General features: G+C 46.7%; 22 protein-coding genes. 14 read left to right on the top strand and 8 right to left on the bottom strand.

Annotation, left to right across the window (positions count from 1 at the left end; translation table 11 throughout):
* Positions 1-154: 154 nt before the first annotated feature.
* Together AADH33_RS09945 and AADH33_RS09940 are read left to right on the top strand one after the other, a co-directional pair.
* Complete coding sequence (locus AADH33_RS09945) at positions 155-1,249, top strand: dihydroorotase (protein WP_143507125.1); 1,095 nt, start codon at positions 155-157, stop codon at positions 1,247-1,249.
* Entirely contained in the window at positions 1,242-1,790 is a 549-nt protein-coding gene (locus tag AADH33_RS09940) for a DUF2127 domain-containing protein (protein ID WP_075102307.1), read from the top strand. Before AADH33_RS09945 ends, AADH33_RS09940 begins: the two co-directional genes overlap by 8 nt.
* A gap of 267 nt (positions 1,791-2,057) precedes the next feature.
* Here AADH33_RS09940 and AADH33_RS09935 read toward each other — a convergent pair whose 3' ends face one another.
* The 4 genes from AADH33_RS09935 to AADH33_RS09920 form a co-directional block, all read right to left on the bottom strand.
* On the bottom strand, positions 2,058-3,332 hold the full coding sequence (locus AADH33_RS09935; RefSeq protein ID WP_075102308.1) for a cation:proton antiporter: 1,275 nt from the start codon (positions 3,330-3,332) through the stop codon (positions 2,058-2,060).
* A 48-nt stretch (positions 3,333-3,380) separates the two neighbouring features.
* Positions 3,381-4,970, bottom strand: a complete 1,590-nt coding sequence (locus tag AADH33_RS09930; protein WP_083608620.1) for a DUF2254 domain-containing protein — start codon at positions 4,968-4,970, stop codon at positions 3,381-3,383.
* Between the two features lie 309 nt (positions 4,971-5,279).
* The gene (locus tag AADH33_RS09925) at positions 5,280-8,411 is read right to left on the bottom strand and encodes a M66 family metalloprotease (RefSeq protein WP_348549981.1); all 3,132 of its coding nucleotides are present in this window, start codon (positions 8,409-8,411) and stop codon (positions 5,280-5,282) included.
* A 166-nt stretch (positions 8,412-8,577) separates the two neighbouring features.
* Entirely contained in the window at positions 8,578-10,149 is a 1,572-nt protein-coding gene (locus AADH33_RS09920; RefSeq protein WP_075102312.1) for a YihY/virulence factor BrkB family protein, read from the bottom strand.
* A 303-nt stretch (positions 10,150-10,452) separates the two neighbouring features.
* Here AADH33_RS09920 and wrbA point away from each other — a divergent pair, with 303 nt between their 5' ends.
* Both wrbA and AADH33_RS09910 read left to right on the top strand, forming a co-directional pair.
* Positions 10,453-11,070, top strand: coding sequence for an NAD(P)H:quinone oxidoreductase (gene wrbA / locus AADH33_RS09915; RefSeq protein ID WP_075102313.1), 618 nt, complete (start codon positions 10,453-10,455; stop codon positions 11,068-11,070).
* A gap of 92 nt (positions 11,071-11,162) precedes the next feature.
* Complete coding sequence (locus AADH33_RS09910) at positions 11,163-11,651, top strand: hypothetical protein (RefSeq protein ID WP_075102314.1); 489 nt, start codon at positions 11,163-11,165, stop codon at positions 11,649-11,651.
* Positions 11,652-11,788: 137 nt separating this feature from the next.
* Here the strand turns inward: AADH33_RS09910 and AADH33_RS09905 are convergent, their stop codons facing one another.
* Entirely contained in the window at positions 11,789-12,541 is a 753-nt protein-coding gene (locus AADH33_RS09905) for a DUF3108 domain-containing protein (RefSeq protein WP_075102315.1), read from the bottom strand.
* A gap of 479 nt (positions 12,542-13,020) precedes the next feature.
* Here AADH33_RS09905 and AADH33_RS09900 point away from each other — a divergent pair, with 479 nt between their 5' ends.
* Complete coding sequence (locus AADH33_RS09900; protein WP_075102316.1) at positions 13,021-13,311, top strand: co-chaperone GroES; 291 nt, start codon at positions 13,021-13,023, stop codon at positions 13,309-13,311.
* A gap of 156 nt (positions 13,312-13,467) precedes the next feature.
* Positions 13,468-15,120: a chaperonin GroEL gene (groL, locus tag AADH33_RS09895; protein ID WP_348548800.1), complete on the top strand. Its 1,653-nt coding sequence runs from the start codon at positions 13,468-13,470 to the stop codon at positions 15,118-15,120.
* 211 nt (positions 15,121-15,331) lie between these two features.
* Here groL and yaaA read toward each other — a convergent pair whose 3' ends face one another.
* Positions 15,332-16,132, bottom strand: a complete 801-nt coding sequence (gene yaaA / locus AADH33_RS09890) for a peroxide stress protein YaaA (protein ID WP_348548799.1) — start codon at positions 16,130-16,132, stop codon at positions 15,332-15,334.
* 495 nt (positions 16,133-16,627) lie between these two features.
* Here yaaA and AADH33_RS09885 point away from each other — a divergent pair, with 495 nt between their 5' ends.
* The 6 genes from AADH33_RS09885 to AADH33_RS09860 all read left to right on the top strand — a co-directional run bounded on the left by AADH33_RS09885 (position 16,628) and on the right by AADH33_RS09860 (position 21,234).
* Entirely contained in the window at positions 16,628-17,785 is a 1,158-nt protein-coding gene (locus AADH33_RS09885; protein ID WP_348548798.1) for a Re/Si-specific NAD(P)(+) transhydrogenase subunit alpha, read from the top strand.
* A 97-nt stretch (positions 17,786-17,882) separates the two neighbouring features.
* On the top strand, positions 17,883-18,221 hold the full coding sequence (locus AADH33_RS09880; RefSeq protein WP_348549980.1) for a proton-translocating transhydrogenase family protein: 339 nt from the start codon (positions 17,883-17,885) through the stop codon (positions 18,219-18,221).
* Entirely contained in the window at positions 18,218-19,618 is a 1,401-nt protein-coding gene (locus AADH33_RS09875) for an NAD(P)(+) transhydrogenase (Re/Si-specific) subunit beta (protein WP_348548797.1), read from the top strand. Before AADH33_RS09880 ends, AADH33_RS09875 begins: the two co-directional genes overlap by 4 nt.
* Before the next feature lie 142 nt (positions 19,619-19,760).
* Positions 19,761-20,300, top strand: coding sequence for an acyl-CoA thioesterase (locus tag AADH33_RS09870; RefSeq protein ID WP_348548796.1), 540 nt, complete (start codon positions 19,761-19,763; stop codon positions 20,298-20,300).
* A gap of 164 nt (positions 20,301-20,464) precedes the next feature.
* The gene (gene iscX, locus AADH33_RS09865) at positions 20,465-20,674 is read left to right on the top strand and encodes a Fe-S cluster assembly protein IscX (protein WP_071003236.1); all 210 of its coding nucleotides are present in this window, start codon (positions 20,465-20,467) and stop codon (positions 20,672-20,674) included.
* 65 nt (positions 20,675-20,739) lie between these two features.
* Complete coding sequence (locus AADH33_RS09860; RefSeq protein WP_348548795.1) at positions 20,740-21,234, top strand: GyrI-like domain-containing protein; 495 nt, start codon at positions 20,740-20,742, stop codon at positions 21,232-21,234.
* Between the two features lie 253 nt (positions 21,235-21,487).
* On the opposite strand, the gene dapE is transcribed toward AADH33_RS09860, so the two are convergent.
* Both dapE and AADH33_RS09850 read right to left on the bottom strand, forming a co-directional pair.
* Positions 21,488-22,666 (bottom strand): succinyl-diaminopimelate desuccinylase, encoded by a 1,179-nt coding sequence (dapE, locus tag AADH33_RS09855; RefSeq protein WP_348549979.1) that lies wholly within the window; start codon positions 22,664-22,666, stop codon positions 21,488-21,490.
* 138 nt (positions 22,667-22,804) lie between these two features.
* The gene (locus AADH33_RS09850; protein WP_348548794.1) at positions 22,805-23,569 is read right to left on the bottom strand and encodes a 2OG-Fe(II) oxygenase; all 765 of its coding nucleotides are present in this window, start codon (positions 23,567-23,569) and stop codon (positions 22,805-22,807) included.
* A gap of 131 nt (positions 23,570-23,700) precedes the next feature.
* On the opposite strand from AADH33_RS09850, the gene rlmJ reads away from it, so the two are divergent.
* A complete protein-coding gene (gene rlmJ, locus AADH33_RS09845; RefSeq protein ID WP_075102326.1) occupies positions 23,701-24,585 on the top strand; it encodes a 23S rRNA (adenine(2030)-N(6))-methyltransferase RlmJ in 885 nt (294 codons plus the stop codon).
* A 100-nt stretch (positions 24,586-24,685) separates the two neighbouring features.
* Entirely contained in the window at positions 24,686-25,468 is a 783-nt protein-coding gene (pssA, locus tag AADH33_RS09840; protein WP_075102334.1) for a CDP-diacylglycerol--serine O-phosphatidyltransferase, read from the top strand.
* Positions 25,469-26,123 lie beyond the last annotated feature (655 nt).

Here is a 26,123-nt window from a genome sequence, read left to right as displayed (position 1 = left end):
TTTTTATTTTTATTTTATCGATACGGTAATAACGCTCATGTCTACTACACTCAATACAGATGCGCCGATATTTGACCACCTGCCGGCTGCCATCAAACAATCATTACCAAGCACCGTCTATGACAAGCTCGCAAGCTTAGAGGCGGGGCGCGAGATGTGGCTGCTCCCACCATTGGTCGACCTGTGCGCGCGTTTGCGCGAGCCAGGTCAGCAGCAGCATGGCACCTTACAGTCAGAAGGGTCAGCGGCGCGTGGCAATGGGTTTTTGCATGTGGTCATTCCGCCCGACACGACCCCCATTTTAGAAAACGGCTCATTATTAAAAGGCCTACGTGAGCGTGCGCTGAGCGATGGCGGCATTCATTTGCATATTTTAGGCGCATTGACAGCAGGTCTAGAAGGTGAGCGCCCCTCTAACATCGCTGGCCTAAAAAAAGGCGGCTGCATCGCGGTTTCTAATGCGCGCAGACCTTTTAGCAACGATCTGGTGCTGCTACGCACGCTTGAGTACGCGGCCACGTTTGGTATGAAGGTGTTCTTTTATCCCAATGAGCCAAGTCTGGCGGGAGAAGGGGTGGCGCATGAGGGCTATATCGCATCTTATCATGGCTTACAAGGTATCCCGTGGATCGCTGAGACAGTGGCTTTGTCTACGCAGCTGCTGATGGTGGAAGAAACAGGCATTGCCGCCCACTTTAGCCAGCTGTCTTGCAAGTCTTCGATTGAGCTGATGCGCTGGGCAAAAGATAAGGGCTTGCCTGTCACGTGTGATGTGGCCATGCATCAGCTGTATTTGACCGATGATAATTTGGAAGGTTTTAACGCCCAAGCGTATGTGCTGCCACCGCTGCGTAGTAATACCGATCAGCAAGCCATCCGCCGTGGCCTAAAAGACGGGACCATCGATGCCATCTGTAGCCATCATGAGCCACTCAATAGCACCGCCAAAAAAGCCCCGTTTGCTGAGAGCACCCCTGGTATCTCAAACTTTGATACTTTTATGGCGCTGGCTTGTCAGTTGGTACACGATGAGGTCTTAACGCTCGAGCAACTGGTAGATAAAGTCTGTCTCAATCCGGCCAAAATCGCCGGCATCAGTGAGAAATATGAGCACATCGGTGGCGCGGTATTGGTCGATCCTACACTAAAATGGCAAGTCACCAAGGAGTCTATGCTCTCAAACGGCAAAAACACGCCATTCTTTAACCAGCAGTTGCAAGGCCGCGTCGTGGAGACTTTCTTTGGCTAATCTGCCTCGATCAGATGATCGTTTGCCGCCATCTGTCGAGGATAGCTCTTCTCATGCGCCCCACCGATTACACAAGCCGGCGAGCACCGCCAGTGAATCTATCAAAGCGGTGGCCATCTATGAGGTGGTCAAAGGGACGGGGGCTATTCTTGGCGCTGGGGCGTTATGGTCGTGGAATGCAAGCCTTGAGTACTGGCTAAGCCATGCAAATGACGCTTGGCAGCAAAGCTTCGGTCAGCTGCTAGCGCCGCAGATCGAAAGTGCGGTGCGCATTGCCCAGCAGGCCAGTAAAAACTGGCCCGTGTTTTTGCTACTGATCGTTGCGTACGCCAGCTTGCGTTTTTTGGAGGCGTATGGCTTGTGGCAAGATAAGACATGGGCGTATTGGTTTGGTGTGCTGGGCTATGGCATATTTATACCTATCGAGATTTACTATTTGCTAGCTCACCCGTTTGATTGGTTTAAGCTTGCGATACTGCTCTCAAATATCGTTATCGTGTTTGTGGTTTATCGCAATATGAAACGAAAGGGGTTGATATAACGATTTTATTTGGCCCATCAACTCAGTAGTACCGTCAAACATAGTCGAGTCCAAATAAATCAGATACATGGCTATCAAGTCGCTCAATGAAACGTTGTTTTTCTTGCGTGCTGTGCCTACGCCGACAGAGATTAGGAAAAACAACGTTTCCTCTCAAGGTATCGTTTTTATATCGGATTGACTGGGCAGCAGGCCGGCATAGCAATAAATGCTTATGCTGGTCTTTTTTTATGGTGATAATAGAGGGCCAAACGACTTTTAAACGAATTATAGCGTGGCGGCCTGTTTATCAGGTGCAATGCTTTTTGCGACCTTACCAACGCTCAAGCCTTGTACCAAGATAGAGAAGATAACCACCGCATACGTGAGCGCCAGTAAAATATCACGCTCTGCGCCCGTTGGTAGCTGCAGCACCAGCGCCACCGAGATGCCGCCGCGCAGTCCGCCCCATGTCAGTACTTTCCACGCCCCAGTTGGCAAGTCAAGCTGCCGCTGAAGGGTCTTGGTGGTCATACCGACAACGATAAAACGGGCAAGCAAGGCAATAACAATCGTCAAACCTGCAGCGATAAACAGATTGCCAGAATATGCAATCATCACCACCTCAAGCCCAATTAAGACAAATAAAATCGCATTGAGAATCTCATCGATCAGCTCCCAAAATAGGTCGATATAGTGTCTTGTTTTGTCACTCATCGCCAGTGCTCGTCCGCGATTACCGACCATCAGCCCCATCATGACCATGGCCAGTGGCCCTGAGAGATGCCAATGACTGGCCAGCGCATAGCCGCCGATCACCCCCGCCAGCGTCAATAGCACCTCTTCTTGATAACTATCAATGCTCTTTAGCATATAGTACAAAATCGCCCCGAGCACCAGACCAAACACAATGCCGCCGCCTGCCTCAACGGCCAAGGTATGGGCCACATAGTTGGCTGTTGGGATATCGCCGCTGGACAAAATACCAAGTAGCAGGACAAAAATAACGACGCCGATACCATCATTAAACAATGACTCGCCTGCGATGACGGTCTCTAAGCTTTTTGGGGCGCCAGCGGATGATAAGATGCCCATCACCGCGATAGGGTCGGTCGGCGAGATTAAAGCGCCAAACAACAAACACCAAAGAAACGGCAAGCCAAATCCAAAGAAGGGCAACATAAGGTAGAGCGCAGTGGCGATTAGCAGGGCCGAAACTAGGGTACCCACGCAGGCGAGAATACCAATGGGCAGTCGATAGCGTTTTAAGTCACCGATATTGACATGCAGCGCCCCTGCAAATAAAAGCATCGAGAGCATACCGTCCAATAGCACCTCGGTAAAATCTAGCTGCTCTAGTAAGCTCACTTCATAATCAATGAGCTGGTCGAACCCCAAAAAACCCAAAAAAATCGCACCGATAGATAGGACAATCGAGATGACCATGACTCCAATGGTCGTGGGCAGACCGATAAAGCGATGATTGACATAGGTCAGCAGGGCAGTAATCGATAAAAAGATAGCGCTGATTTCAAGTATGGTCAGGCTGGTTGCAGATGCCATAAAACAGGTCTCTTAGGAGTGATAAGTAGTAAAAGTAATCAGTACAAATTATTTAGCGTGCGCCTGCAGACTTTGGCGAATGCTGGCGGCAAAGTCGCTGACATAGTGAAAGTGTTGGTGCTGCGAGTTTTTATCAATAATAAAGGCTTTGGCTTGCTGGCACATCGCGCTTACGTCATCGATAAGCTCTTGGTAGCTTAGGTTTTCTTCTCCTGCGCGCTCAATCAGCTGTAGCTCATGCAGCAAGGTCTGCTGCTGTGCTTGATTGATACAGGCATAGTTGAGATTGACCATCGCTTGACACAGCGCCTTTAGAACCATGGCATCAGCTGCGGCATAGCGCCGAATCTCTCCAAGTGAGGTATTGATGAATTCTGATATTTTGGGCGTATAAGTCACCACGGCCAAGATAGCCACGCGCTGCTGCGCCACCACTTGTTTTGGTATGGCAGTATGCGGCGGTTTGTCACGGTGCTCGGCAGGTATATAAAAATGATAGGGGCTGGGCGGCTGACGACGTATCATAATGCTCAGGCAACTGGTGAGCGATTGTACGCAGTTGACGGCTGTTTTTGGGTCATTGATACCAGGTGAGAGGGCGCGCACCGCAATCTCGGTCATCTGCCCCAGACTATAGGCAATATCATTGGAGTGTGCCAGTCGCTGCTCGATACGAATACAACCGGCAAAGCGCTGCCAAAACATACCATCAGGGGCACGTGGTACCACGGCTAACTGCGGCGTTGCGGTTTTTTGCCTATTATTGGGATGGTCTGTCGGACGTTGATAAAAATGCCCAATGACGTTTTTGTCAGTGACATAATCACCGAGGTTACTTTGTAGATGCACCACGCCGCCATACTCTTGAGTCAGGGTGATTAATGACTCCAGATAAATGTGCTGCAGGTAGCCGGATTGCGGCGGATAAATCGGCGTTGCCTGCCACTGGCGAAACTGCTCGACATCGTGCTGCTCGACATCGCACTGATGCTGAATATCACAATAATCGCCATACCAGTAGTGAATATTATTAATGGCATCGTTGCTGGCGTTTTGAATGACGTGCGAGGCCTGAATAGCGTGGACCATATGCTGGACAAAATAGACCAATAAAAGCGCACAGATGATCGCCATGATAATGCCAAAGGTCACCGCCAATTGCGGTACGCCAAAGGCCACATCATACTTATGAATCGACTTGAGTACCAACAAGCTATAGCTAAAGGTGCCAATAAACGCCCCTAAGACAAACTGATTTGGTGTGTCTGTCAAAAAGTTGCGTAATAGCCGTGGGCCAAACTGGGAGGAGGCCATCGAAAGGACAGCGATGGTAATTGAGAACGTCGTACCAGCAACGCCCAATACAGCGCCAGCAATCGAGGTCATGATGGCCCGCGCCGCATCGTCATCACCCGTAAAAGCAAAAGTAATCTCTCGAACGGTCTCGCGGTCAAAATGCTGATCTATCGTCACCAATACTGGCGCCAGTAAGATGCCAGCGATGACGCAAGCAGTTGGAATAAACCAATAAGAGCCGATCAACTCCTGCCACAAGTTTCTTAAACGGTCGGGCAGGTCAGTCAATGTCTGTAACGACCAAAGCTGCGAAAATGCCTTCATCCTCTGCAGTGAAAACATGAGTAGTCGTTTAAAAAAGCCATTTTCAGGGTGTTTGTCCAATGTTCGCGCTCCAAAAATGACTGACGAGATCGTATATAATGAATCTATTTTAAAACAGGTACCGTCCTACAGGGATTCATTGTTCTTGCGTGCTGCGTCTACGCCCTATAGCCGGTTCAAAATAAAATGGTGATAAGTTTAAGCGTGCCGCTAGGGTAATCTTTTGACTATTCATTACCTTATCATATAAATAATAACGATGAAAAACTTAGTCAAAATAAGCCCCTATCATAGGAGCTTATTTTTATCATTATTGTGTATTATCAATTAGCTGATTAGACTATAAAACCAAGTACTTATCGCGTTGCTTACTTTTGCTAGCGTAGAAGGTTGCTGATGATTACTATTGGCGCTTGCCAACTGCATTTGCATGGTGTCTGTCGTCACTGCTTGTTTTTGCATACTATCTACTATCAGTGGTAGATTTTTGCCAGCGCTAGATAATATCAAACTCGAGTTTTGCGTGAGCATCGTCCATCTTTGGTTGCCGCCACCTGTACAGCTATAGCGAATGAGTCGAGCGCGATTATTACTCATATAGCCATTTTCTAAGTCAAAGCATTGATTGCCTTGCTTGATGGCGTTGGCGGATACATCCATTTGCCAAACTTGCGAGCTTGCTTGATCATCACAAGGGGCTAGGTTAATGACATTGCCACCTTGCGGCATTAGGCACTGATCTGGTGCCATTTTATTGTGGATACGACCTTTGCTGTCTTGAATCCATTGCTCAGAGTCATCTCCTGTGCAAGCACTTGGTCCGCTGATAAAGGCATTGAGCTTACCATCTTCTAATGTCTCGACCTTAAGACAGTTGTTACCATTCATGAGTGGGCTGACATTTGCTAAAGGCTGATCATCTTGCAGTTCTAATTCGTTGACAAACTTATGAAAGGCAGTGATGACCTCCGGCCCGCCATCGATTAAATCATCACGATAAACATCGACCCAACGATTTAGGCGATGCATGGTCTGTTGTTGCTGCTCATAACGCTCGAGTACCTGAAAGGCAAGCGGGCTAAGCGCTTGACTGAGTGCATCACGATCATCTTTATAAGAGTGGTAGATCAGCTCACCCTCGGCGTCCAAATTGATAGTCGAGTTGGCCGATTGATCGATAAGTTGTTGTTCTAATAGTGGTAATTCGATTTTTCTTAAGGCGCTAAAGCCATGCTCTTTACCAAAAGTAACGGCTGGCTTAATGGGGTCGCTATAGGGACCAATAGCGGTTGATGATAATAATACCTGTGCTTCGTTGGCTTTTTTACAATACAAATCGACTTTGTTAGGGTTTTCAGAAATCGCTAAATTGACGTGAAATTTATTGGCATTGCTATTGCCCTTCATGCGATGAGGGGCAAGGGCGATGTTATTGACCATATTATTACTATAAGTGACGGTCAGCCAGCAGCTAGCGACGTCAGCTGAAGTATTCGCCGCCGGTAAATCAAAGACGTTACCCCAGTTACCTCGTGCTGCCGGATAGATAATACCCTTTTGGGTGACAGGGTCATAGCCGCCTAAAATAGTATAAACAGGCACGCCTTGCAAACGCGGTCTTAAATAGTTGCCATCGGCGCTGTTGTACCAAACATTATTAGATCGTGGTACTTTTGGTTGTGCGATCTGCATTCTTTGACGCTCAGCATCCCATTTTTTATAGCCCGTCGGTGAGTCACTGGCAAACATATAACGATCAAGTGCTGGCTGGATTTTGGTTTTTGTACTATAGCCGGTGTAATGAGTATAGCGCGAGATGTCACTGTTATTAGAGCCACCAGACATGGCGTCACGACCATAGCTGTATTGACCTAAGAAAGTAGGTGAGTCTTCAGTACCGGCACCGATGTCTTTTCGCCACCATTCAAAGTTACCCCGCATTCTATTTCTAAGGGGCATGTAACCCCAACCACTATCGGCATGGTGCTCTGACCAGAATTTTTTATCACCAACTTTACCTGGATAATGCCCCAATCCATAATGATGGCCAATTTCATGACTAAACTCATTACCGACCGAGTCAATCAAAGTCAGCATACCATTGCCACCGCTCAAGCCATGGTTGAATGTACCGTTGGCGTATTTGCCACGGGCATGGTGTGCATTGACATTTTGGGTGAGCTGCGGCTGCTCTTGGCTTAACATCGATGCGCTAGTGATGCCCCAGTTGGCAAGGTTAATACCGACGCCAAAGGTTGATTTGCCCGTGTTTTCGCGCATATCACCCCTGTATACGCTGCCATCTGAGCTGCTACCTGAAGCTGTATCATAAATAGTACCGTTCGCTACCATCACCCGATCAAGCACGACGTCATCGTATTTAGCGACAGTCATCTTTGCTGCTGGAATGGTCTGGAAATAATCTGCGCCCGCCTTTTCTGGCTGTAGCAGCATATAATGACCATTGTTGTTTACAGTCACTGGGCTCAAAAGACCAAGACGGATATTGGTTAAGACCAGCTCGCCTGGCGCCGCAAAGTCTATTTTATTCTCTAGTAATTCACCGCTACGATTTTGTTCATCGACAATGCGAATCTTAAGGCCGCTTTGTACTTCATTCCAGTTGAGTTTGGTTGACCAAGCGCGCTTACTATAGGCGACCCGTGGTCTATCATCGCTGTTGTTTTGGTCAGACGGTGGGATTTGAGTCGGGTCGTCTAAATTGACCCTGCGTAATAACAGACCATCTTGATAAATCTCAGCAACTAGTTGATTGACTGCTCCCATCTCAAGCGTAGGCGTAACCAGTAATAAGGCCTCTTTTTCTGCAGTTAGGCGTGGCATGTTTTTTGCTTCGTTGCCCTGAGGATCTACCGTATGATTCTGCCCAAATTGAATCATAGCTTGGAAAGAACCTAGTAAATCAGAACGGATCTCTCGTGTTTCACCGGCACCGTCATAGTCAAAGAAGCCTAATTGATAATAATCAGCACGGTCTTTTTGTGGTTCTGGATATTTGATTGGCGTACTCGGCTCAAGCGGTGTTAATGGTTCGCTAGGTTTGATTGGCGTACTCGGCTCAAGCGGCGTTAATGGCTCACTAGGTTTGATTGGCGTACTTGGCTCAAGCGGCGTTAATGGCTCACTAGGTTTAATTGGCGCGCTCGGCTCCAGCGGCGTTAATGGCTCACTAGGTTTGATCGGCGTGCTTGGTTCCAGCGGCGTTAATGGCTCACTAGGTTTAATTGGCGCGCTCGGTTCCAGCGGCGTTAATGGCTCACTAGGTTTGATCGGCGTACTCGGCTCAAGTGGCGTTAATGGCTCACTAGGTTTGATTGGCGTGCTCGGCTCAAGTGGTGTCAGCGGCTCACTTGTATCAGGTGGAACCACCACAGGCGGCTTATCAGATGGTGCAGGCTGTGTGTTGTCATCATTACCTTCACCGCATGCAGATAGCATTATAGAGATGATGCCGATACTTATGGTTTTTAATGGAAACGCTGTGCTATGTGTCAAAAGAATACCCCAACAAATGTGTTGCTGGGAATATAACAGCTATATGAATAAACTGTACTACATTTGTTTTTTTATTTCCAATTAGCTTTCTTTTATATATTTTAGCAAACTAATTTTTATTGTTAGAGCTGTGTTTAGGGTTGTCCGCTTCGGTGATGATTGTGCTTTTGTGTCCCCATCTGCTGGTTTGTGGAGACGGCGGCGTTTCTGGGTCTATAGGAATGATGATTTCATTATCATATGCATCACATTCAACCTTACTGTCCTTGTTATAAGCGGCTGGATCAAAGTGCGGGGTCGCTGTTGTATCAGTTGACTGTCGAGCTAAGCTGTTAGGAGCGGCTTGCGATGTTTTTCTAAATTCAGATTTTTTAAACAAAGGGTGTGGGGTGTTTTTATTCGTGCCTTTATCATCAGGGTTTTTGCGCGGTTGGGCGTTGGTAAAGATAACATTCAACGGCAAATCTAGCTGCTGCTTGGCATAGGCTTCTGTATGCTCAAATCGATCCACTAGGAGGCTGAGCCATGGCTTTTGCTCTTCTACTCTTATCTCATCGAGCTCGTCTTTGATCGGCAAAGGGTAGGGCAAAGTGCGATAAAAATCCCACAATGTCATCTTGCTCAAGTCTTTTTTGAGTACATAATCCTCATCTTCGGTCATGGTGATGAGGTTGCTGTCTTGGAGATAGTTGATATAGGTGTACCATTTGGGTAGCTCTTTGCGGCCCAACACATTGCGCAGGGCTTGCTCACTGACCGCTTCGCCTTTTAGATGATGGGTGTACACAAGGTTTAACATGTCGAGCAAGCTGAGCAGTGGATGGCGCGGGTAGACTTCTTCGGTCTCAAAAATGGTCAAGGTATAGCTGATCTCAACGCCTAACAAAATCAAATTCCAAGACAGGTATATCCATAACAAAAAGATAGGCAAGGCGGCAAAGGCTCCGTAAATGGCCTCATAGCTGGTAAAGTTTGCCATCACTGTACCAAACAGATGCTTCATCAGCTCAAAGATAATCGTCACAAAGACCCCAGCGATGGCTGCATTTTTTGCGGGCACACGGGCTTTGGGAATAAACCAATACATCCCTATAAAGCCGGCCATGGTAATACCAACCGACACCACTTGTACCCAAAACCCCCAATCAATACCGTAGCCTGCTATTTGGCGATTTAAAAAACTCAAGCTTTGTACCGTGCTCGAAGCGATAAACGCCGTACCCAGCACCATAGGCCCCAAGGTGACAATCGTCCAATAGCGCAGCAGACTCTTTATACCACCTGAGCGGCTCTCCACCCGCCAGATTTGATTAAAAGCACGCTCAATGGTGGTCAAGGTCATGATGGTGGTAAAAAACAGCACCATGGCGCCGATGATGGTAAGGTTCGATGATTTTTCAGCGAAGCTATTGATATACTCACTGACTTGCATGCTCGATTGCGGCAATAAGTTGCTATAAATTACCTCGTATATCTGCGCTCTGACGGATGCCAGTGCCGGTACAGAGGACAATATCATGAGCAAAACGGTCAATACAGGCACGATCGATAGCATGGTGGTATACGTAAGGGAGGCAGCTTTTTGTTGGCAGTTGTCTTCAAAAAAGTGCCGCGTCAAAAACCGTAAAAACTGGAACCAGCGCTGATGTAAAAATGGGAGTCTTTTGCTTAAGTTTTCCATAGTGACCGTTTAGCAAGAAGTAGAGAGACAATAGTGTAACAAAGATGCGTCGTTATCATCTGCCGTTTAATTGTGTCAAAATGCACAGCGGCTCAATGCACAGCGGCTCTTTAATAAGGCATCGCGTAACCGTAGCTGGAGTAGGTGATCGTAAAATAGTCGTCAGCTGGTTTGCATGTCGGTGAATGACTGGGGCATAATGAGCACATCATCGCATCGCCTATCGCGGGCGATATCGTTATTGATCGGTAAATAATGACACATAGATAATAATATCAATGATTTTATGAGGAAGGACGGTTAATGAGTCAGGCCAACCCTTACGTTTTGGTGCTTTATTATTCAAATTATGGCACGACAAAGACATTAGCATACGCCATCGCTCAAGGTATCGAAGAGGCTGGGATGACAGCGCGCATCCGTACAGTACCGACCGTCGCGCCTGAGACTACGGCCAGCAAACCTGCGATTCCTGATGAGGGCGATCTGTATTGCACCATGGACGATCTCAAAGACTGTAGCGGCCTTGCACTCGGTAGCCCCACGCACTTTGGCAATATGGCCGCGCCCATGAAGTACTTTTGGGACAGTACGGTCACGCTTTGGCTGGCGGGCAATCTACAAAACAAACCTGCCTCAGTATTTACGGCAACAGGTTCGATGCATGGTGGCCAAGAGTCCACATTGCTCACGATGATGTTGCCATTGATGCATCACGGTATGATCATCGTTGGGGTACCGTATGCTGAGCCTGCACTAAATCGGACGCATCGCGGCGGGACGCCTTATGGTGCCAGTCACGTGAGCGGTGCATTACATGACCAACCTGTAAATGATGATGAGCGCGAGTTAGGTATCGCTCAAGGTCGGCGTTTGGCGATTAGTGCCCGTGCATTGGCACAGGCCAATTGGCAACGATAAACGGCTTTTGTCTTCTACTATCTTTTATCTTCTACTATACTGTCAGTAGCCCCCAACTGTCGCTGCTGTGAATGAGGAAACCTGTATCTCTAATGGCTACCAACCGCTCTGATAGCGACACCCATAGCAACGCGCCAACTGTAGAGTCTGGGCGCGCGGCCACACCGCAAAAACCTATTACGCCCATGCGTCAGCGCTTGATGATGACGTGGCTGATTTGGTTGGTGTATAGACTGCTTGGGTTGCCCATCTTAATCAATGTGTTTAATGCCAGTCACCCTGATATTGTGGGCGGTATCGCATGGCAAGCACTATGGCTTTTGCCAGCTTTTATACTGACGCCATGGATCGTGCGCGGGCGCTCGCCTTATGCATTATTGGTCGGTAGTATGTTTACTCTAGTATATTTGGGCGCAAGTGGAGTGGTGCTGTTTACTCGCGCGTATGGCAGCAGCTGGGCGGAAATAGCGGTATATCTGTTTGATTTTGTATTGTTGTTTGCCATCAACATTTGGTTGTTTATTTTACTAAAACGCCTGCCGTCGATGAATAATGTCGTCAAGAAGCCGCGCTCTCGCTAGATTGGTTTTTACCTCTGCTGTTGGCATAAAAAATCTTAGATAACAAAAAGATTGGATAACAAAAAGCGGCACTCTCATGTAGAGTACCGCTTTTTTTATAAGGCTCGCTCAGCGTCAAGTGAGCGATAAGCTGAAACTTAATTGACCTTAGTCAGCTCTAGATCCATCTTTTTACCATCGTTAATCTGACTGACTTTTACGGGCAGATAATCCAAGCTTGGCGCTAACCAAAAACTGGTTGAGCGGTCATTGTCGTCATGAATACGGTCAACACGGACAGTATCAAAGGTACCGGCTGGTACCGTGACTTTGGTATTGCCCGATTTTTTAAATGGCGTTTTTTCTACCTTGTCTTTTTTGGCCATGTAGTAGTTACCAGAGAACTTACCGTTTAGTAAATCTTGACGAATTTGCACCTCAAGACTTAAGTCATCAAAGGCTTGCTGCGCCATATCCATGGTCATGGTTTTGCCTTTATAAGTACTGGTAACTTTTTTGCTGCTTGGGTTAAAGCTTAGCTTGTGCGTACGGCCGAGACCCAGCAGTTTATAAGTGGTGCTGGCCTGCGTTGGAATGACGTTGTTACCCTTGATGGTAAAGGTACTGCTTTGCGACGCATTGGCAACACCTGCCACCCGTGCTTTGACATTATATTTCCAAGTATTGCCCGATTTGCCTAGCGTACGGGTGGCAGTACCTTTGTATTTGTCTTCTACCGTAAAGCTATAATTGGCACTAGAGGGCTGGACGGTTTTGGCGCTAGCGAGGGTGGGTGCGGTCATACTCAAGGCTCCAATAGCAGCAATGCTCACACCTGTGGTGAAGGCGGACAATACTGTCGATTTGCTGCGGGCGGGGTTGTTAATGTTAGATTTAGATATAAAGCTCATGGATAGTCCTTAATACATTCTGTTTATCACTGTCTGTTTAAAACTGTCTGTTTAAAACTGCTTGAGCAGTGGTAAATTATTGCTATTATTATGATCTCAGAGACTATGATGGTCATACTCTGTTACACTTTCAAGGCAGGCACTCCCAAGTGACGTTTGCCTCTTGTAGCCAATGTTACTAGCCACGCGGTCGCCCTATCTGTACGTAACTTGCTGTAAAACTAGTAAAGCACAGCGCTGCCTACAAAGTTGCCCAATAAGGCTGCCTGACAGCTGATATACGAACAGGATAAAAAATTCTTGTAAATTTTTGGTTTTTACACTTGAACCAAACTCCCCCTGCCCCCACTTTTTGATACAAGCTCAAAGCTTATCTATGAGATGTCACTTTTTGGTTACATTTCTTATAGATACTGGTCTTGAGACCATTAATTCAAATAAACCCTTTAACGTTATAACCAACTTTTGGAGTCATATCGATGAACATTCGTCCTTTACATGACCGTATCGTCGTTCGCCGCGTAGAAGAAGAGCAAAAGACTGCTGGTGGTATCTTGCTACCTGGTTCGGCACAAGAAAAACCATCACAAGGTGAAGTGTTGGCAACAGGCAATGGTCAGATTCGTGACAATGGCGACATTCGCGCGTTAGATGTAAAAGCTGGCGACAAAGTCTTGTTCGGTCAATATGCTGGTCAAACCGTGAAAGTTGACGGCGAAGAACTACTTATTATGAAAGAGTCTGATGTATTGGGTGTGCTAGAAGGCTAGTCCTTTTGAGTATGATTGAGTACTCAGCATATCTTTGACCATAAGCGTTTTTAATGACCTATATTTAATGACGCTCATTTAAAACGTCAAGCTGGTCAATACACTATCGACTCATTTAAATGTATTTTTATATTTATAATAATGGAGTAAATTAACATGGCAAAAGATGTAAAATTCGGTATTGATGCTCGTAAACAAATGATGGACGGTGTCAACGTTTTGGCAAACGCCGTAAAAGTCACGCTAGGCCCTAAAGGTCGCAACGTGGTGATTGACAAGTCTTTTGGCGCACCAACCATCACCAAAGACGGTGTGTCGGTTGCCAAAGAGATCGAGCTTGAAAACAAATTCGAAAACATGGGCGCGCAGTTGGTTCGTGAAGTCGCGAGCCGCACCAACGATGTCGCTGGTGACGGTACCACGACGGCGACCGTATTGGCTCAGTCGATCTTGCAAGAAGGCATGAAGTCTGTCGCTGCTGGCATGAACCCAATGGATCTCAAGCGCGGTATCGACAAAGCGGTACGCGAAGCGGTTAAAGAGATTCATAACCTATCTACCCCAGCTGATGATCACAAAGCAATCGCCCAAGTAGGCTCTATCTCTGCCAACTCAGACACCAAAATCGGTGAGCTGATCTCGCAAGCGATGGAAAAAGTCGGTAAGCAAGGCGTTATCACGGTTGAAGAAGGCTCAAGCTTTGAAGATACCCTAGAAGTGGTCGAAGGTATGCAGTTTGACCGTGGTTATATCAGCCCATACTTTGCCAATAAGCAAGACAGCCTAACTGCTGAATTTGAAAACCCATATATCTTATTGGTTGACAAAAAAATCAGTAACATCCGTGAAATCGTGCCACTACTTGAGCAAGTCATGCAGCAAAGCAAGCCATTGCTAATCATTGCTGAAGACGTAGAAAACGAAGCATTGGCTACGCTAGTGGTCAACAACATGCGTGGCGGCCTAAAAACTTGTGCCGTTAAAGCACCAGGTTTCGGCGATCGTCGTAAAGCCATGCTAGAAGATATCGCAACGCTCACTGGTGGTACAGTCATCTCTGAAGAGATTGGCCTGAGCCTTGAGACGGCGACCCTAGAGCAATTGGGTACTGCGAAAAAAGTCACTGTTGGTAAAGAAAACACCGTCATCGTCGATGGTGCTGGTAACAAAGCCGACATCGAAAACCGTGTTGAATCTATCAACCGTCAGATCTCAGAGTCTACCTCTGACTACGATAAAGAAAAGCTACAAGAGCGTGTGGCCAAACTGGCAGGCGGCGTAGCAGTTATCAAAGTCGGCGCGGCTACTGAAACAGAAATGAAAGAGAAAAAAGACCGCGTTGATGATGCGCTACATGCCACTCGCGCTGCGGTTGAAGAAGGCGTTGTCCCTGGTGGCGGTGTTGCATTAGTCCGTGCGATGAATGCCTTGTCTGACTTAACTGGCGACAACGACGACCAAAACGCAGGTATCAACATTCTACGCCGCGCGATGGAAGCACCACTTCGTCAAATCGTCACCAACTCAGGTGAAGAAGCGTCAGTGGTCGTCAATGAGGTGAAAGGCGGTAGCGGTAACTATGGCTATAACGCTGCTAGTGGCGAGTATGGCGATATGCTAGAAATGGGTATCCTTGACCCTGCCAAAGTATCACGCTCAGCATTAGAAAACGCAGCCTCTGTTGCCGGTCTGATGCTCACGACTGAAGCGATGATTACTGATCTACCAGAAGGTGATGACCCAATGGCTGCTATGGGCGGCGCTGCTGGTGGAATGGGCGGTATGGGTGGAATGGGCGGCATGATGTAATTTTACTTCTGCTACAAAGCGATTTCTTTTTGTCAGACGCGCTCAATGTACAATAGGTGCTATTTCCGCTCGTCTTCCTTGATAAATCGCTTTTCGCTGAAAGTATGAATAACATCACGTACCTGTAAAATCTAGTCCAAATAAAACCCCCGATAGGCTGAGCTTATCGGGGGGGGTTTTTATGCAAGATAAGTATGTTTTGGCTAAAAGATTACGCATCTGCCTCATTACGTCGAAACGTCCACGTTTTATCATCAGACAGCTCATCGATATAATAATATCCTGCCAAGTCAAAATTCTTTAATTGCTCAGCCTTGGTCAATTTATTGTCAGCGGCGTATTTCACCATCAGGCCGCGCGCTTTTTTGGCATAAAAGCTAATTACTTTATAGCTGCCGTTTTTTTCGTCCTCAAATCTGGGCGTGATAACCTTAGCATTTAACGTTTTCTTTTTTACCGACTTAAAATACTCATTGGAGGCCAGGTTTATCAATACCTTGTCTTCGCTATCAGCCATGCGTGCATTGATAACATCAGTCACTTCCTCGCCCCAAAACTCGTATAAGTTATCTCCGCGCTCATTTTTCAGCTTAGTACCCATCTCTAGGCGGTACGGCTGAATCAAATCTAGTGGTTTCAATACGCCATACAGCCCCGACAAAATACCCAAATGCTCGTTGACGTAGATGGCAGTGTCCTTGTCCATACCATACATATCCAGACCCGTATACACATCGCCATCAAATAGGTAAGCGGCAGGCTTGGCGTTTTCGGTGGTAAAAGGTTTGTCATTATCCCATTGCCACTGCTGGTTGCGCGCTGCATTGAGCTGCGCCAAATCGTCAGAGATGCTCATCAGCGCTTGCAAATCAACCGGCTCTTTTGTCTTAAGTATTTTCATTAATGCCTGCGCATGGTCAATCAGCTCAGGCTGGCTATAGTAGTTGCCTAGGTTGACAGGGATGTCGTCTGTCTCATTTAAAGACTTGGCGGGAGAGAGTAAAAAATACATGGCTAATCCTTATTCTGTGAAGTCAATGACTTATCCATCGCGGTGTCAAGTGCTCTGATTATACCTTATATGCAATTTTAACGTGATTTGACGTCATGGTTGAGGGATTTTGCTGCTTTATCGAATAATAATAAACACTTGAAAGGTAGTTAAGATGACCAGTAGGCTATATTTGGCAAGGGGTTAGCTTTCGTAGAAAAATAAAAGTTTTTAATATAACAATAAAAGTTATCCAGATGGTGTAAATGCCTAACTTTTAATTTTACTTGTTGGTCACCATTAGGCAATGAAAGTTGGCGGATGATGTCTCTATAATAAAAAGACATGATGGTGATGTAGTCATCATTTATTAAATTGATAGCCTTTGGTCAACATCTTGAACCAACAACGACCAAAGGTTTTTTTGTCCCCTGTGCTTTTTAAATGTGCGTTGAGGGTATTAAAGGTAGTCATTGAGACGTAAATAAAGTCATTAGACGTAAGTAAGGAGACGGTATGAAAATCGGTGTAATCAGTGCAGATATCGCAAGCGAGAGCCGTGTCGCGCTAACCCCAGACGCAGTCAAAAAACTGCGTAAGCTTGGGTTTGAGGTCGTCATCCAGTCAGGTGCAGGGCAGGCAGCCTACTATGCTGATGCGCTGTATCAGGCGGCAGGAGCAGACATTGCCAGCAGCAGCGCCGAGGTGATTGCCCAGTCTCAAATTATTACCACCATTCACGACTTGCCCACCGAAGTGACAGAGCATTTGAGCGCAGGCCAAATCGTCGTCGGGATGCTAGACCCTTACCGCAATACGCAGTTAGACAATTATGCTGCTAAAGGCGTTACGGCCTTTGCGATGGAGCTATTACCGCGCACACTGTCACGTGCCCAAAACATGGATGTGCTGTCGTCACAAGCCAACCTTGCAGGCTACAAAGCAGTGCTGCTGGCCGCCAATGAATACTCGCGCCCATTTCCGATGTTTATGACCTCGGCAGGGACAGTAAAACCCGCTAAAGTAGTGATCTTGGGTGTCGGTGTTGCAGGGTTACAAGCCATCGCGACAGCCAAGCGTTTGGGCGCGGTGGTAGAAGCCAGTGATCTGCGCCCTGCTGCGAAAGAGCAGGTGGAGTCGCTGGGCGGTAAGTGGCTGGATGTGCCGATGAGTGACGATGAAGCACAAAAAGCCAAAGCAACGGGCGGCTATGCGTGGACGCCATCAGAACAATATATCAAAGATCAAGCTGCAGTCGTCGATAAGGCGTTGAGCAATGCCGATATTGTCATTACCACAGCACAAATCCCTGGTCGTCAAGCTCCGCGCTTAGTCCATCAGGCAACCCTTGCCAAAATGAAAGCCGGCTCGGTGCTGATCGATATGGCAGCTGGCACAGGCGGCAACGTCGAGGGCAGTGCGCCAAATGAGACTGTCACCACAGACAATGGCGTGCGTATCGTTGGCGCGGCCAATATTCCATCACAGCTAGCGGCGCAGTCTTCAGACTTGTATGCCAATAACCTTGTCAACTTTATCACCACCTTAATTGCACCAGCTGCTACAGATGATGCGTCAGCAAATAAACTGGCACTGAACTTAGATATGGAAGATGAGATTCAGGGTGCACTGGCAGTGACCCACGACAACCAAGTGCGCTTGACCAAACGCTAGCCCTTGCTGATCGCCATGCATTTGCCAGACACGAATAAATTTTTAGGAGGATAAGATGATTGCCACCATTTTAGCGGCAGCGCCTGCCGGTGCAGCCATGAGTAGCACACCATTTGTCGCAATTTTTACCGTATTTGTACTCGCTATCTTTGTTGGATATTACGTCGTTTGGGGTGTGACCCCAGCGCTACATACGCCATTGATGGCGGTGACCAACGCCTTATCAAGTATCGTGATCGTCGGTGCGATGCTACAGACCGTCCATATCGACGGCTCGATGTTTACCCCGACCAGTTTGCTTGGTGCTTTTGCGGTATTTTTGGCCAGTATCAATATCTTTGGTGGTTTTGCGGTGACTGAACGTATGCTCGCGATGTTTAAGCCCAAAGCAAAAAAAGCGCCAGTAGCAACATCTGAAAATGGAGGTGATGCATGAGCGATTTAACCCAATTTATTGCCACCAATGCAGATTGGTTTTATTTAGTCGGCGCTATCCTCTTTGTTTTAACGTTACGCGGATTGTCGAGTCCAAAGACAGCGATTCATGGTAACCGCTTTGGTATGGCAGCGATGGCAATTGCTGTTATCACCACCTTTTTCTTAGTAGAAGGCCCTGTACTGTGGTTAATCATCGGTGCGATGATCTTAGGTGCCATCGTCGGCATGTGGAAAGCAAAAACCGTCGCGATGACGCAAATGCCAGAAACGGTGGCGTTGATGCACTCATTTGTCGGTTTGGCAGCGGTGGCGATTGCGCTTGCCACGGTACTGCATACCGAGCAGCAGCATGGCGCGGTTGCCCGTGTTGAGCTATTTATCGGGTGCTTTATCGGTGCGATTACTTTTTCTGCCTCTGTCTTTGCTTTTGGTAAGCTTGCGGCAAAAAGCTGGGCAAAAACAGTCACTGGCGGCTGGGTAAAACCTGTTCAAGCCTTGCTATTTATAGCGATGATTGGGTTTGGCGGAGTGTATTTTGTCACGGATTCCTTGCCTGCGTTTTATGCGATGGCAGTGATTGCAGTGATTTTTGGCTGGATGTGGATTGCGCCCATCGGCGGCGGTGATATGCCAGTAGTCGTGTCGCTACTGAACTCATTTTCAGGTTGGGCGGCAGCAGGTATTGGCTTTACGCTGGGCAACTCGATGCTCATTATCGCAGGTTCGCTTGTTGGCTCCTCAGGTGCTATTTTATCTTATATTATGTGTAAAGCCATGAACCGCTCTCTACTAAACGTTTTGTTTGGTGGTATGGGCACGTCAGCGGCCGCTGCAGGCGATGATGATGGCGCACCAAAAACATATAAAGCAGGCTCAGCAGAAGACGCAGGGTTCCTTATGTCCAATGCCAGCAATGTGGTCATCGTACCAGGTTACGGTATGGCACAAGGCCGCGCGCAAAACGCGGTAAAAGAATTGTACGAGCTATTAAAAGACGAAGGTGTCAACGTTCGCTTTGCCATTCATCCTGTTGCTGGTCGTATGCCAGGGCACATGAACGTACTATTGGCAGAGGCCGACGTGCCTTATGACGATATCCTAGAGATGGATGAGATTAATTCCGACTTTGCCAGTACCGATGTGGTCTTGGTCATCGGTGCCAACGACGTCGTCAACCCGTCAGCAAAAGACGATCCGACATCTCCTATCTTTGGTATGCCCATTTTAGAAGCCAACAAAGCGCAAACGGTAATGGTCATCAAGCGTTCGATGAGCACCGGCTATGCAGGTCTTGATAACAGCCTCTTCTATATGGACAAAACCATGATGATCTTTGGCGATGCCAAAAAGATGGTCGAAGAGATGGTACGTAGTATCAATGGCGGCGGTCATTAATCGCTAAAATCAGCTTTTCAGCATAAGTTTTGAGTATGTTTTCTTAAATAAAAAAGTCACTTAGGTGGCTTTTTTGCGTTAAGGTAGGCCATCTTTCTATTCAGTTAGACTTTATACAAAATCAGAATTAAGAGAGTCATTTATGAACATGTTGATACGTTTTTTTATTATGATCAGTTTGCTAAAACAGCAGCGTGATAAACAGTCAGTAAAACAGCGTCTGAGCGCCGAGATGTTGGCCACACCGATAGTACGTCAGTACCGTGTCTTGCCGCACGATATGGGGTTTCGCGATCATCTGCCCAATTATCGTTATTTGTCCTTTATAGAATTAAACATCACCAACTGGCTGATGACTTGCTGTCATCAAAAGGGGATAAAAAATCTTGGCTGGATTATCGCCATGCAAGAGATGGTCTATCTTAAAGAAATCAAATTTCTTAATAAAATGGCGGTAAATAGCGTGCTTGTCGGTTGGGATAAAAAATACGTGTATTTTGAAACGCGGTTTTTTGTCAAACATCAACTGATGGGTATTGGGATGACGAAGTTTGTCTTGACCGATAAAAAAGGCAAGTGCGCGCCGGCGGTATTGGATATGCTCGGCGAGCTGACCAATGACGTCATCGACTCATGGAATGCGCATCAAGTAGCGATAAAGTCTGCGCCGGCTGCTCACTAGCTGACTGTAAGACAGTTTGGTGAAACAACATGGCTATAATCGGCTGCCGAAGTTTGGTACGATGTAGGCTGCTAAATCGTCGATAAGAGAACTGACAAAAGAGCTGACAAGCGATCGCGCCACTCAACGTAATATTTTTAACTGACACAAGCTAAGGAGCCACCATGACCCCGCAAAAACTAAAATGGACAGACAGCCTCGATATCGCCATTGAGCTTTATGAGAAGTTTCCAGAGGTCGACCCGCAGTACATTCGTTTTACTGATTTGCACCGCTGGGTGACTGAGCTTGAAGGCTTTGATGATGATCCGCAGCGCTCAAACGAAGGTATTTTAGAAGCCATTCAGATGAATTGGATCGATGAAGCCGATTAAGGCGATTTTCTTCTTTAACAGTACATCCAATAACAATAACAGAGAACAACAGGGCAGGCAGCATCATGACGTCTCAAATTAAAGAGTTAGCCGAAGCGATCGCATGCAAAGGCATCAGTGTGCGTACCACCAATCACGCCGAGACGCGTCACGAAACGGCAAAACTGGGCCGCTTATGGCAAAAGTTTTATCAAAATCACATGGGCGACTTGCCTGAAGGTGAAGATATTTATGGCGTTTACCACAATTATGAGAGCGATGATTTGGTCGGTGCTTTTGATGTGGTGGCCAGTTGGGAGGTAACGGGTGAGCCTGAGGCATCAAGCGCGCCTAATCCTGCAGGCGGCTTGGTCGCGGTAAACATTCCTGCAGGCAAGTATTTGGTTTTCTCTGAAACAGGCAATATGCCAAATACGGTAATGAATGCATGGGAAAAGGCATGGGAGTACTTTAACGATCCAAACTGTGAACACACTCGCAACTTTGATGTAGACTTTGAGCACTATATCGATGGGAATTTAGAGTACGGCCAAGTCGACCTTTATATAGGTATTAAATAAAGCCATAACTATAGTCAATCCTAAATAAAACAGATACATTATATATCAAGGTGGAACTGGTCTAAATTTTCCTTGCGTGCTGTGCCTACGCAGACAGAGGCTGCGAAAAATTTATCCCAGTCCCACTGTATCGTTTTTATACTGAATTCACTATAGCCAATAACTTAAATGAGTTTTGAGCCAAAGCCGCCCATAAAAAAGCGCCAGTCATCTAAGACTCGCGCTTTTTTACTTTTCGGTTTTATCTACACAGTTACTCTAATAACAAATTTTCCAAAATTCCTTCATATATCTGCGCCAATTTGCCCAAGTCATCCACTTCTACTTTTTCATCGACCTGATGAATGGTGGCGTTACGGACACCAAGCTCGACCACTTGCGCACCAGTCGGCGCGATAAAGCGTCCATCGGATGTACCGCCTGATGTCGATAGCGTCGTGTCTGTACCTGTGACTGACTTGATCGCATTCTGACAGGCTGAAACCAGTTTTCCTTCAGGGGTCAAAAACGGCTGACCGGATAATTTCCATTGGATATCATAACTGGCTTTGCTATCAGCAAAATGCTTATCAAAGATAGCATGGGTTTTTGCTTTGAGTTCTTCTTCACTGGTTTCGGTCGAGAAGCGAAAGTTAAAGACGACCTCTAAGATTTCGGGGATGACGTTGGTTGCGCCCGTACCACCATTGATATTTGAGACTTGTAAAGTCGTGGGCGGGAAGTAGTCGTTGCCGTTGTCCCAAGTTGCTGATGTCAGCTCGCTGAGCGCCGCCATCGCTGCATGGATAGGGTTAGATGCCAAGTGCGGATAGGCAACGTGACCTTGTTTGCCAGTGACCGTCAACACCGCACCCAACGAGCCGCGGCGTCCGTTTTTGATGATATCGCCTAGCGTATCAGTACTTGACGGCTCACCAACGAGGCAGTAAGTTATTTTTTCTTGACGGGCCTCTAAGGTTTCAATGACTTTCACCGTGCCATTGATAGAAGGACCTTCTTCGTCTGAAGTGATTAAAAAGGCAATCGAGCCATTGTGCTCAGGGTGACTCGCGACGAAACGCTCGGCGGCGATGGTAAAGGCTGCAATGCCCGTTTTCATATCTGCCGCACCGCGCGCCCAGAGATAGCCGTCTTTTATGGTTGGGGTAAAGGGCGGGTAGGTCCAGTTTTTTTCGTCACCCGTCGGTACGACATCGGTATGACCAGCAAAACAAATCACAGGGTCGGCTGTACCACGGCGTGCCCAGAGGTTTTTGACTTCTGCGTGTTCGCCGCTCTGCTCTTTATTACCAAAGTACATAAACTCGCAGTCAAAGCCTGCTTGCGCTAGGCGAGACGACAAAATATCTTGACAGCCATCATCATCTGGAGTGACGGAAGGGCGCTCAAGTAAAGCGATGCTTAAGTCCAGTGTTTGCTGCTGATGAGTCATGTTTTGATTGTGAGCGTCAGACATGAAAAAACCTTTTTATTATAAAGTGAGAGGATAAGATTTTGGATTAAAGACTAGGGCGTGTTGCACATTCAACCATGGCACAAGCCGTAGCGGCTTATGATAGATTTATACGTTTTACATACTATCTTCAACAAACGGCACCAAACCATCTCGGCGCATCCATGTTGCGATAGAGTAGCGTTGCCGATGAGCGATTTGTACTTGATGTTGCAGATCGCTATCAAATATGACTAACCTGTTGGCAACAGGCATGACACTGTGATGGCTGCCGTGTTTATCAATGATTTCTAACGCGCCGCCATCGCTGGCTGTCCATTCATCATTAAGATAAAAAACCGCTGAGATAACACGCTCGTCGCGGCCCGCAGGATTGTCGCTGTGCCATTGATAACCAAAGCCTGCCGGATAGCAGGCATAGTGTGCTTCACTATGGCGAATACCAGCAAACAAGCTTTGATTGAACAAAGCCGCTAGCGCGTTGATGGACTGCAAGTAATAAAACCCAGCAAAAAAGTTTTTTGTGATCCAGCGGATGCGATCACCGCGTATGTCACGGACTCGCACCCCGGCCGTCAGCTCGGCGTCTCGGTATTGGACAAACCCACTCTCTGCCTGCAACGCCAGTAACGCTGTATGCGTAAACACCTCATCGATTACTATCCAACCATCATCGACGAGCTGATCGAGCTGTTTATCGGTCAGTTTATCAGCCCAGCACACCTCAAAGTCTGACATCTGCAAGGCATCTTGGCTCAATGACTTATCGTCTATGTCAGCGCAATTAGGGCTGTATGGGGTGAATCGCGGCGGATTGTCAGGACCTATTGGATGATCGACCACCAGCTTTGTCACATTTAGGTTGCTAATAATCTTAGTCATCTCACCTCGTTATTATCAATCAGCTGGCATTCAAGGCCCTTTTATTAAGAGCATTTACCAAAACCACATTATCTTTTACGCTGCCTATGCTACCATAGATGCAATTTTTCTTACTTTAAACTTTTGAGATTATGAACTATAAACACGCCTACCACGCTGGTAACTTTGCTGATGTGGTAAAACACATTTTATTGGTACAACTGCTTAATCAGCTGAGCCAAAAAAACAAACCCTTTTATGCGCTCGACGCTTACGGTGGTCGCGGTCTTTATTCACTCAGCAGTGAAGAAGCGCGCAAAACTGGTGAAGCCGAGGGCGGCATCAAAGCATTGTTAAAGCTCGATGACACCAAGATGGCACAAGCCCCAGCGGCTGTCAAAGACTATCTAGCAGGCATCAAGCAAGCCAAAGCCACTTATGATAATAAAGTCTACCCGGGTTCGCCATGGTGGATCGCCCATCATATCGAAAAAAACCCAGACACTGGCGTACGCGGCGAAGCGTTTGAGGCCAAAGCCAGCGAATATGATGCGCTCAACTACCAATTGTACAAACTGCCCATTGGCATTCATCATCGTGATGCGTTTGAAGGCGTCACCGCTGTGATTCCGCCAGCCGAGCGCCGCGGTCTTATTTTTCTTGATCCTCCTTATGAGCAAGAGCATAAAGACTTTACGCGTCTGATCAATTTACTCGTCGCCGCCTATAATAAATGGCCACAAGGCACATACGCACTTTGGTTCCCGATCAAAAACATCGAAGCCGTTGAGCTGTTTTACAAAAAGCTGAAGCGTACCGAGATGAGACGTCAGCTGGTCTGTGAGCTAAATATCTATCCAAATGATGTCGCCGTGGGTCTCAATGGCACAGGTTTACTCGTCATCAATCCGCCATGGCAATTTGATAGTCATGCCCGTGAGATATTGCGCTTTTTGCAGCCTGCTTTAAAAGTCGCTGATGCGCCAGAGCTGACACCTGATAGTGCTACCAATGTCCGCTGGCTAGTTGGCGAATAAGGATACCGTTATGACGACTGAGCAACCATCTCACCATAGTCTAAATGATAATGCCGCAACTCAGCCGCCTTTTGTTGACGAGCATGAGTTCAATATTCGCATGGCGGATAATGATAATTACGATGGCTTAACGTTTGAGGTGATTGAGACAGAAGTTGCAGAGGGGCAGCCGGTGGTCAGCCGCGGTGTCTATTTGGCCCCCAATTTGATTACCACCTTGTCGTTGTTGTCTGGCTTTTATTCGATTTTGGCCAGTACCCAAGGATCGTTTTACAAAGCCTCTCTGGCTATATTTTTGTCGGGGATTTTAGATGGGGCTGATGGCCGCGTCGCACGTATGCTCAATGCGCAAAGTCCCTTTGGCGAGCAGTATGACTCTCTAGCAGATATGCTGGCCTTTGGGGTTGCGCCTGCTATTTTGGTATATAGTTTTGCGTTGCAGCCGCTAGGCCGCATTGGTATTGGCTGTGCTTTTGTTTTTACCGCTTGCGCCGCTTTTCGTCTAGCGAGGTTTAATGTACAAATAGGCGAAGTTGATAAAAAATACTTTGTCGGTTTGGCCAGTCCATTGGCGGCTATATTGGTCACGTCCGCTGTCATGGTCGCGGTCGATCATAATGAGTGGGTCGGACAGTATGATACCGCTATTATACTCTTGTTTGCGGTGTGGGTTGTTATCTGTGGTCTGCTGATGGTCAGCAATGTCAAATACTATAGCTTTAAAGAGTTTGATAAAAAGAAAGTCCCATTTGTGGTACTTATTATTGGAGTGTTGATCATGAGCATCGTCCTCTATGATATTCCTGTTGGAATCTTAGCCATTGGCATTCTCTATGCGTTATCGGGCATTTTTACGACGATTAAAGCAAAAGCAAAAAGTTAGAGCTGCCTTTAAGCTTTGTATCTAGGGATTTACCGATAGGTAGATCCCCTTTTTATATTTTTAAGCACGATGCTAAGCCCAAGGATATAGACTGAGATAAACAAAAATAATGATGAATAGATATTAATAGTAATAACAATTAGTTAGGAGGAGTCATCGGAGATACAATTAAAGAGTGCGAATTATTTATCAGTTCCCCCTTGACCCCCACCCAAATACGCGTATAATGCCACCCAGTCGAAAGGGAAGGCGGATAAAAGAGTGACTCATTTAAAGAATGATTCATCATTTTAAACTCCAAATCTAACCAACTGATTTAAAATAAACCAAATTAGTTCTTGACTTACCAAATAAAGCGTCTATAATACGCACCTCATCAGGACGAGCTAAGTATTACTAGGGTAGATTACATAGTAACAACGCAGCGAACCTTGAGAAACAAATTAGATAAAAAGCTTGACAAACCAAATCGTTATGATATGATAGTCGGCTCGCTAGATAGGATAAACCACTAAGGTTTAGCGCTATTTAGCCTTACTTGCTATAAGTAAGCGAAACATCTTACTACTGGACGACAGTATAAGACACTATTTAAAAGCACAACTAAAGAACAACTTGTGTGGATTTTTGCTGATTTAGAATGCTAAAAAATAAA

Source organism: Psychrobacter sp. KFRI-CH2-11 (genome assembly GCF_038239325.1).
Lineage (GTDB): Bacteria > Pseudomonadota > Gammaproteobacteria > Pseudomonadales > Moraxellaceae > Psychrobacter > Psychrobacter celer.
This window is presented reverse-complemented; position numbering and strand designations above follow the sequence as displayed.

Excerpts from the sequence above, each read along its gene's own strand:
- AADH33_RS09945 (WP_143507125.1), top strand. The coding sequence starts at position 155 with ATGTGGCTGCTCCCACCATTGGTCGACCTGTGCGCGCGTTTGCGCGAG.
- AADH33_RS09935 (WP_075102308.1), bottom strand. The coding sequence starts at position 3,332 with ATGGCATCTGCAACCAGCCTGACCATACTTGAAATCAGCGCTATCTTT.
- AADH33_RS09930 (WP_083608620.1), bottom strand. The coding sequence starts at position 4,970 with ATGTTTTCACTGCAGAGGATGAAGGCATTTTCGCAGCTTTGGTCGTTA.
- AADH33_RS09925 (WP_348549981.1), bottom strand. The coding sequence starts at position 8,411 with ATGCTATCTGCATGCGGTGAAGGTAATGATGACAACACACAGCCTGCA.
- AADH33_RS09920 (WP_075102312.1), bottom strand. The coding sequence starts at position 10,149 with ATGGAAAACTTAAGCAAAAGACTCCCATTTTTACATCAGCGCTGGTTC.
- wrbA (WP_075102313.1), top strand. The coding sequence starts at position 10,453 with ATGAGTCAGGCCAACCCTTACGTTTTGGTGCTTTATTATTCAAATTAT.
- AADH33_RS09910 (WP_075102314.1), top strand. The coding sequence starts at position 11,163 with ATGGCTACCAACCGCTCTGATAGCGACACCCATAGCAACGCGCCAACT.
- AADH33_RS09905 (WP_075102315.1), bottom strand. The coding sequence starts at position 12,541 with ATGAGCTTTATATCTAAATCTAACATTAACAACCCCGCCCGCAGCAAA.
- AADH33_RS09900 (WP_075102316.1), top strand. The coding sequence starts at position 13,021 with ATGAACATTCGTCCTTTACATGACCGTATCGTCGTTCGCCGCGTAGAA.
- groL (WP_348548800.1), top strand. The coding sequence starts at position 13,468 with ATGGCAAAAGATGTAAAATTCGGTATTGATGCTCGTAAACAAATGATG.
- yaaA (WP_348548799.1), bottom strand. The coding sequence starts at position 16,132 with ATGTATTTTTTACTCTCTCCCGCCAAGTCTTTAAATGAGACAGACGAC.
- AADH33_RS09885 (WP_348548798.1), top strand. The coding sequence starts at position 16,628 with ATGAAAATCGGTGTAATCAGTGCAGATATCGCAAGCGAGAGCCGTGTC.
- AADH33_RS09880 (WP_348549980.1), top strand. The coding sequence starts at position 17,883 with ATGAGTAGCACACCATTTGTCGCAATTTTTACCGTATTTGTACTCGCT.
- AADH33_RS09875 (WP_348548797.1), top strand. The coding sequence starts at position 18,218 with ATGAGCGATTTAACCCAATTTATTGCCACCAATGCAGATTGGTTTTAT.
- AADH33_RS09870 (WP_348548796.1), top strand. The coding sequence starts at position 19,761 with ATGAACATGTTGATACGTTTTTTTATTATGATCAGTTTGCTAAAACAG.
- iscX (WP_071003236.1), top strand. The coding sequence starts at position 20,465 with ATGACCCCGCAAAAACTAAAATGGACAGACAGCCTCGATATCGCCATT.
- AADH33_RS09860 (WP_348548795.1), top strand. The coding sequence starts at position 20,740 with ATGACGTCTCAAATTAAAGAGTTAGCCGAAGCGATCGCATGCAAAGGC.
- dapE (WP_348549979.1), bottom strand. The coding sequence starts at position 22,666 with ATGACTCATCAGCAGCAAACACTGGACTTAAGCATCGCTTTACTTGAG.
- AADH33_RS09850 (WP_348548794.1), bottom strand. The coding sequence starts at position 23,569 with ATGACTAAGATTATTAGCAACCTAAATGTGACAAAGCTGGTGGTCGAT.
- rlmJ (WP_075102326.1), top strand. The coding sequence starts at position 23,701 with ATGAACTATAAACACGCCTACCACGCTGGTAACTTTGCTGATGTGGTA.
- pssA (WP_075102334.1), top strand. The coding sequence starts at position 24,686 with ATGGCGGATAATGATAATTACGATGGCTTAACGTTTGAGGTGATTGAG.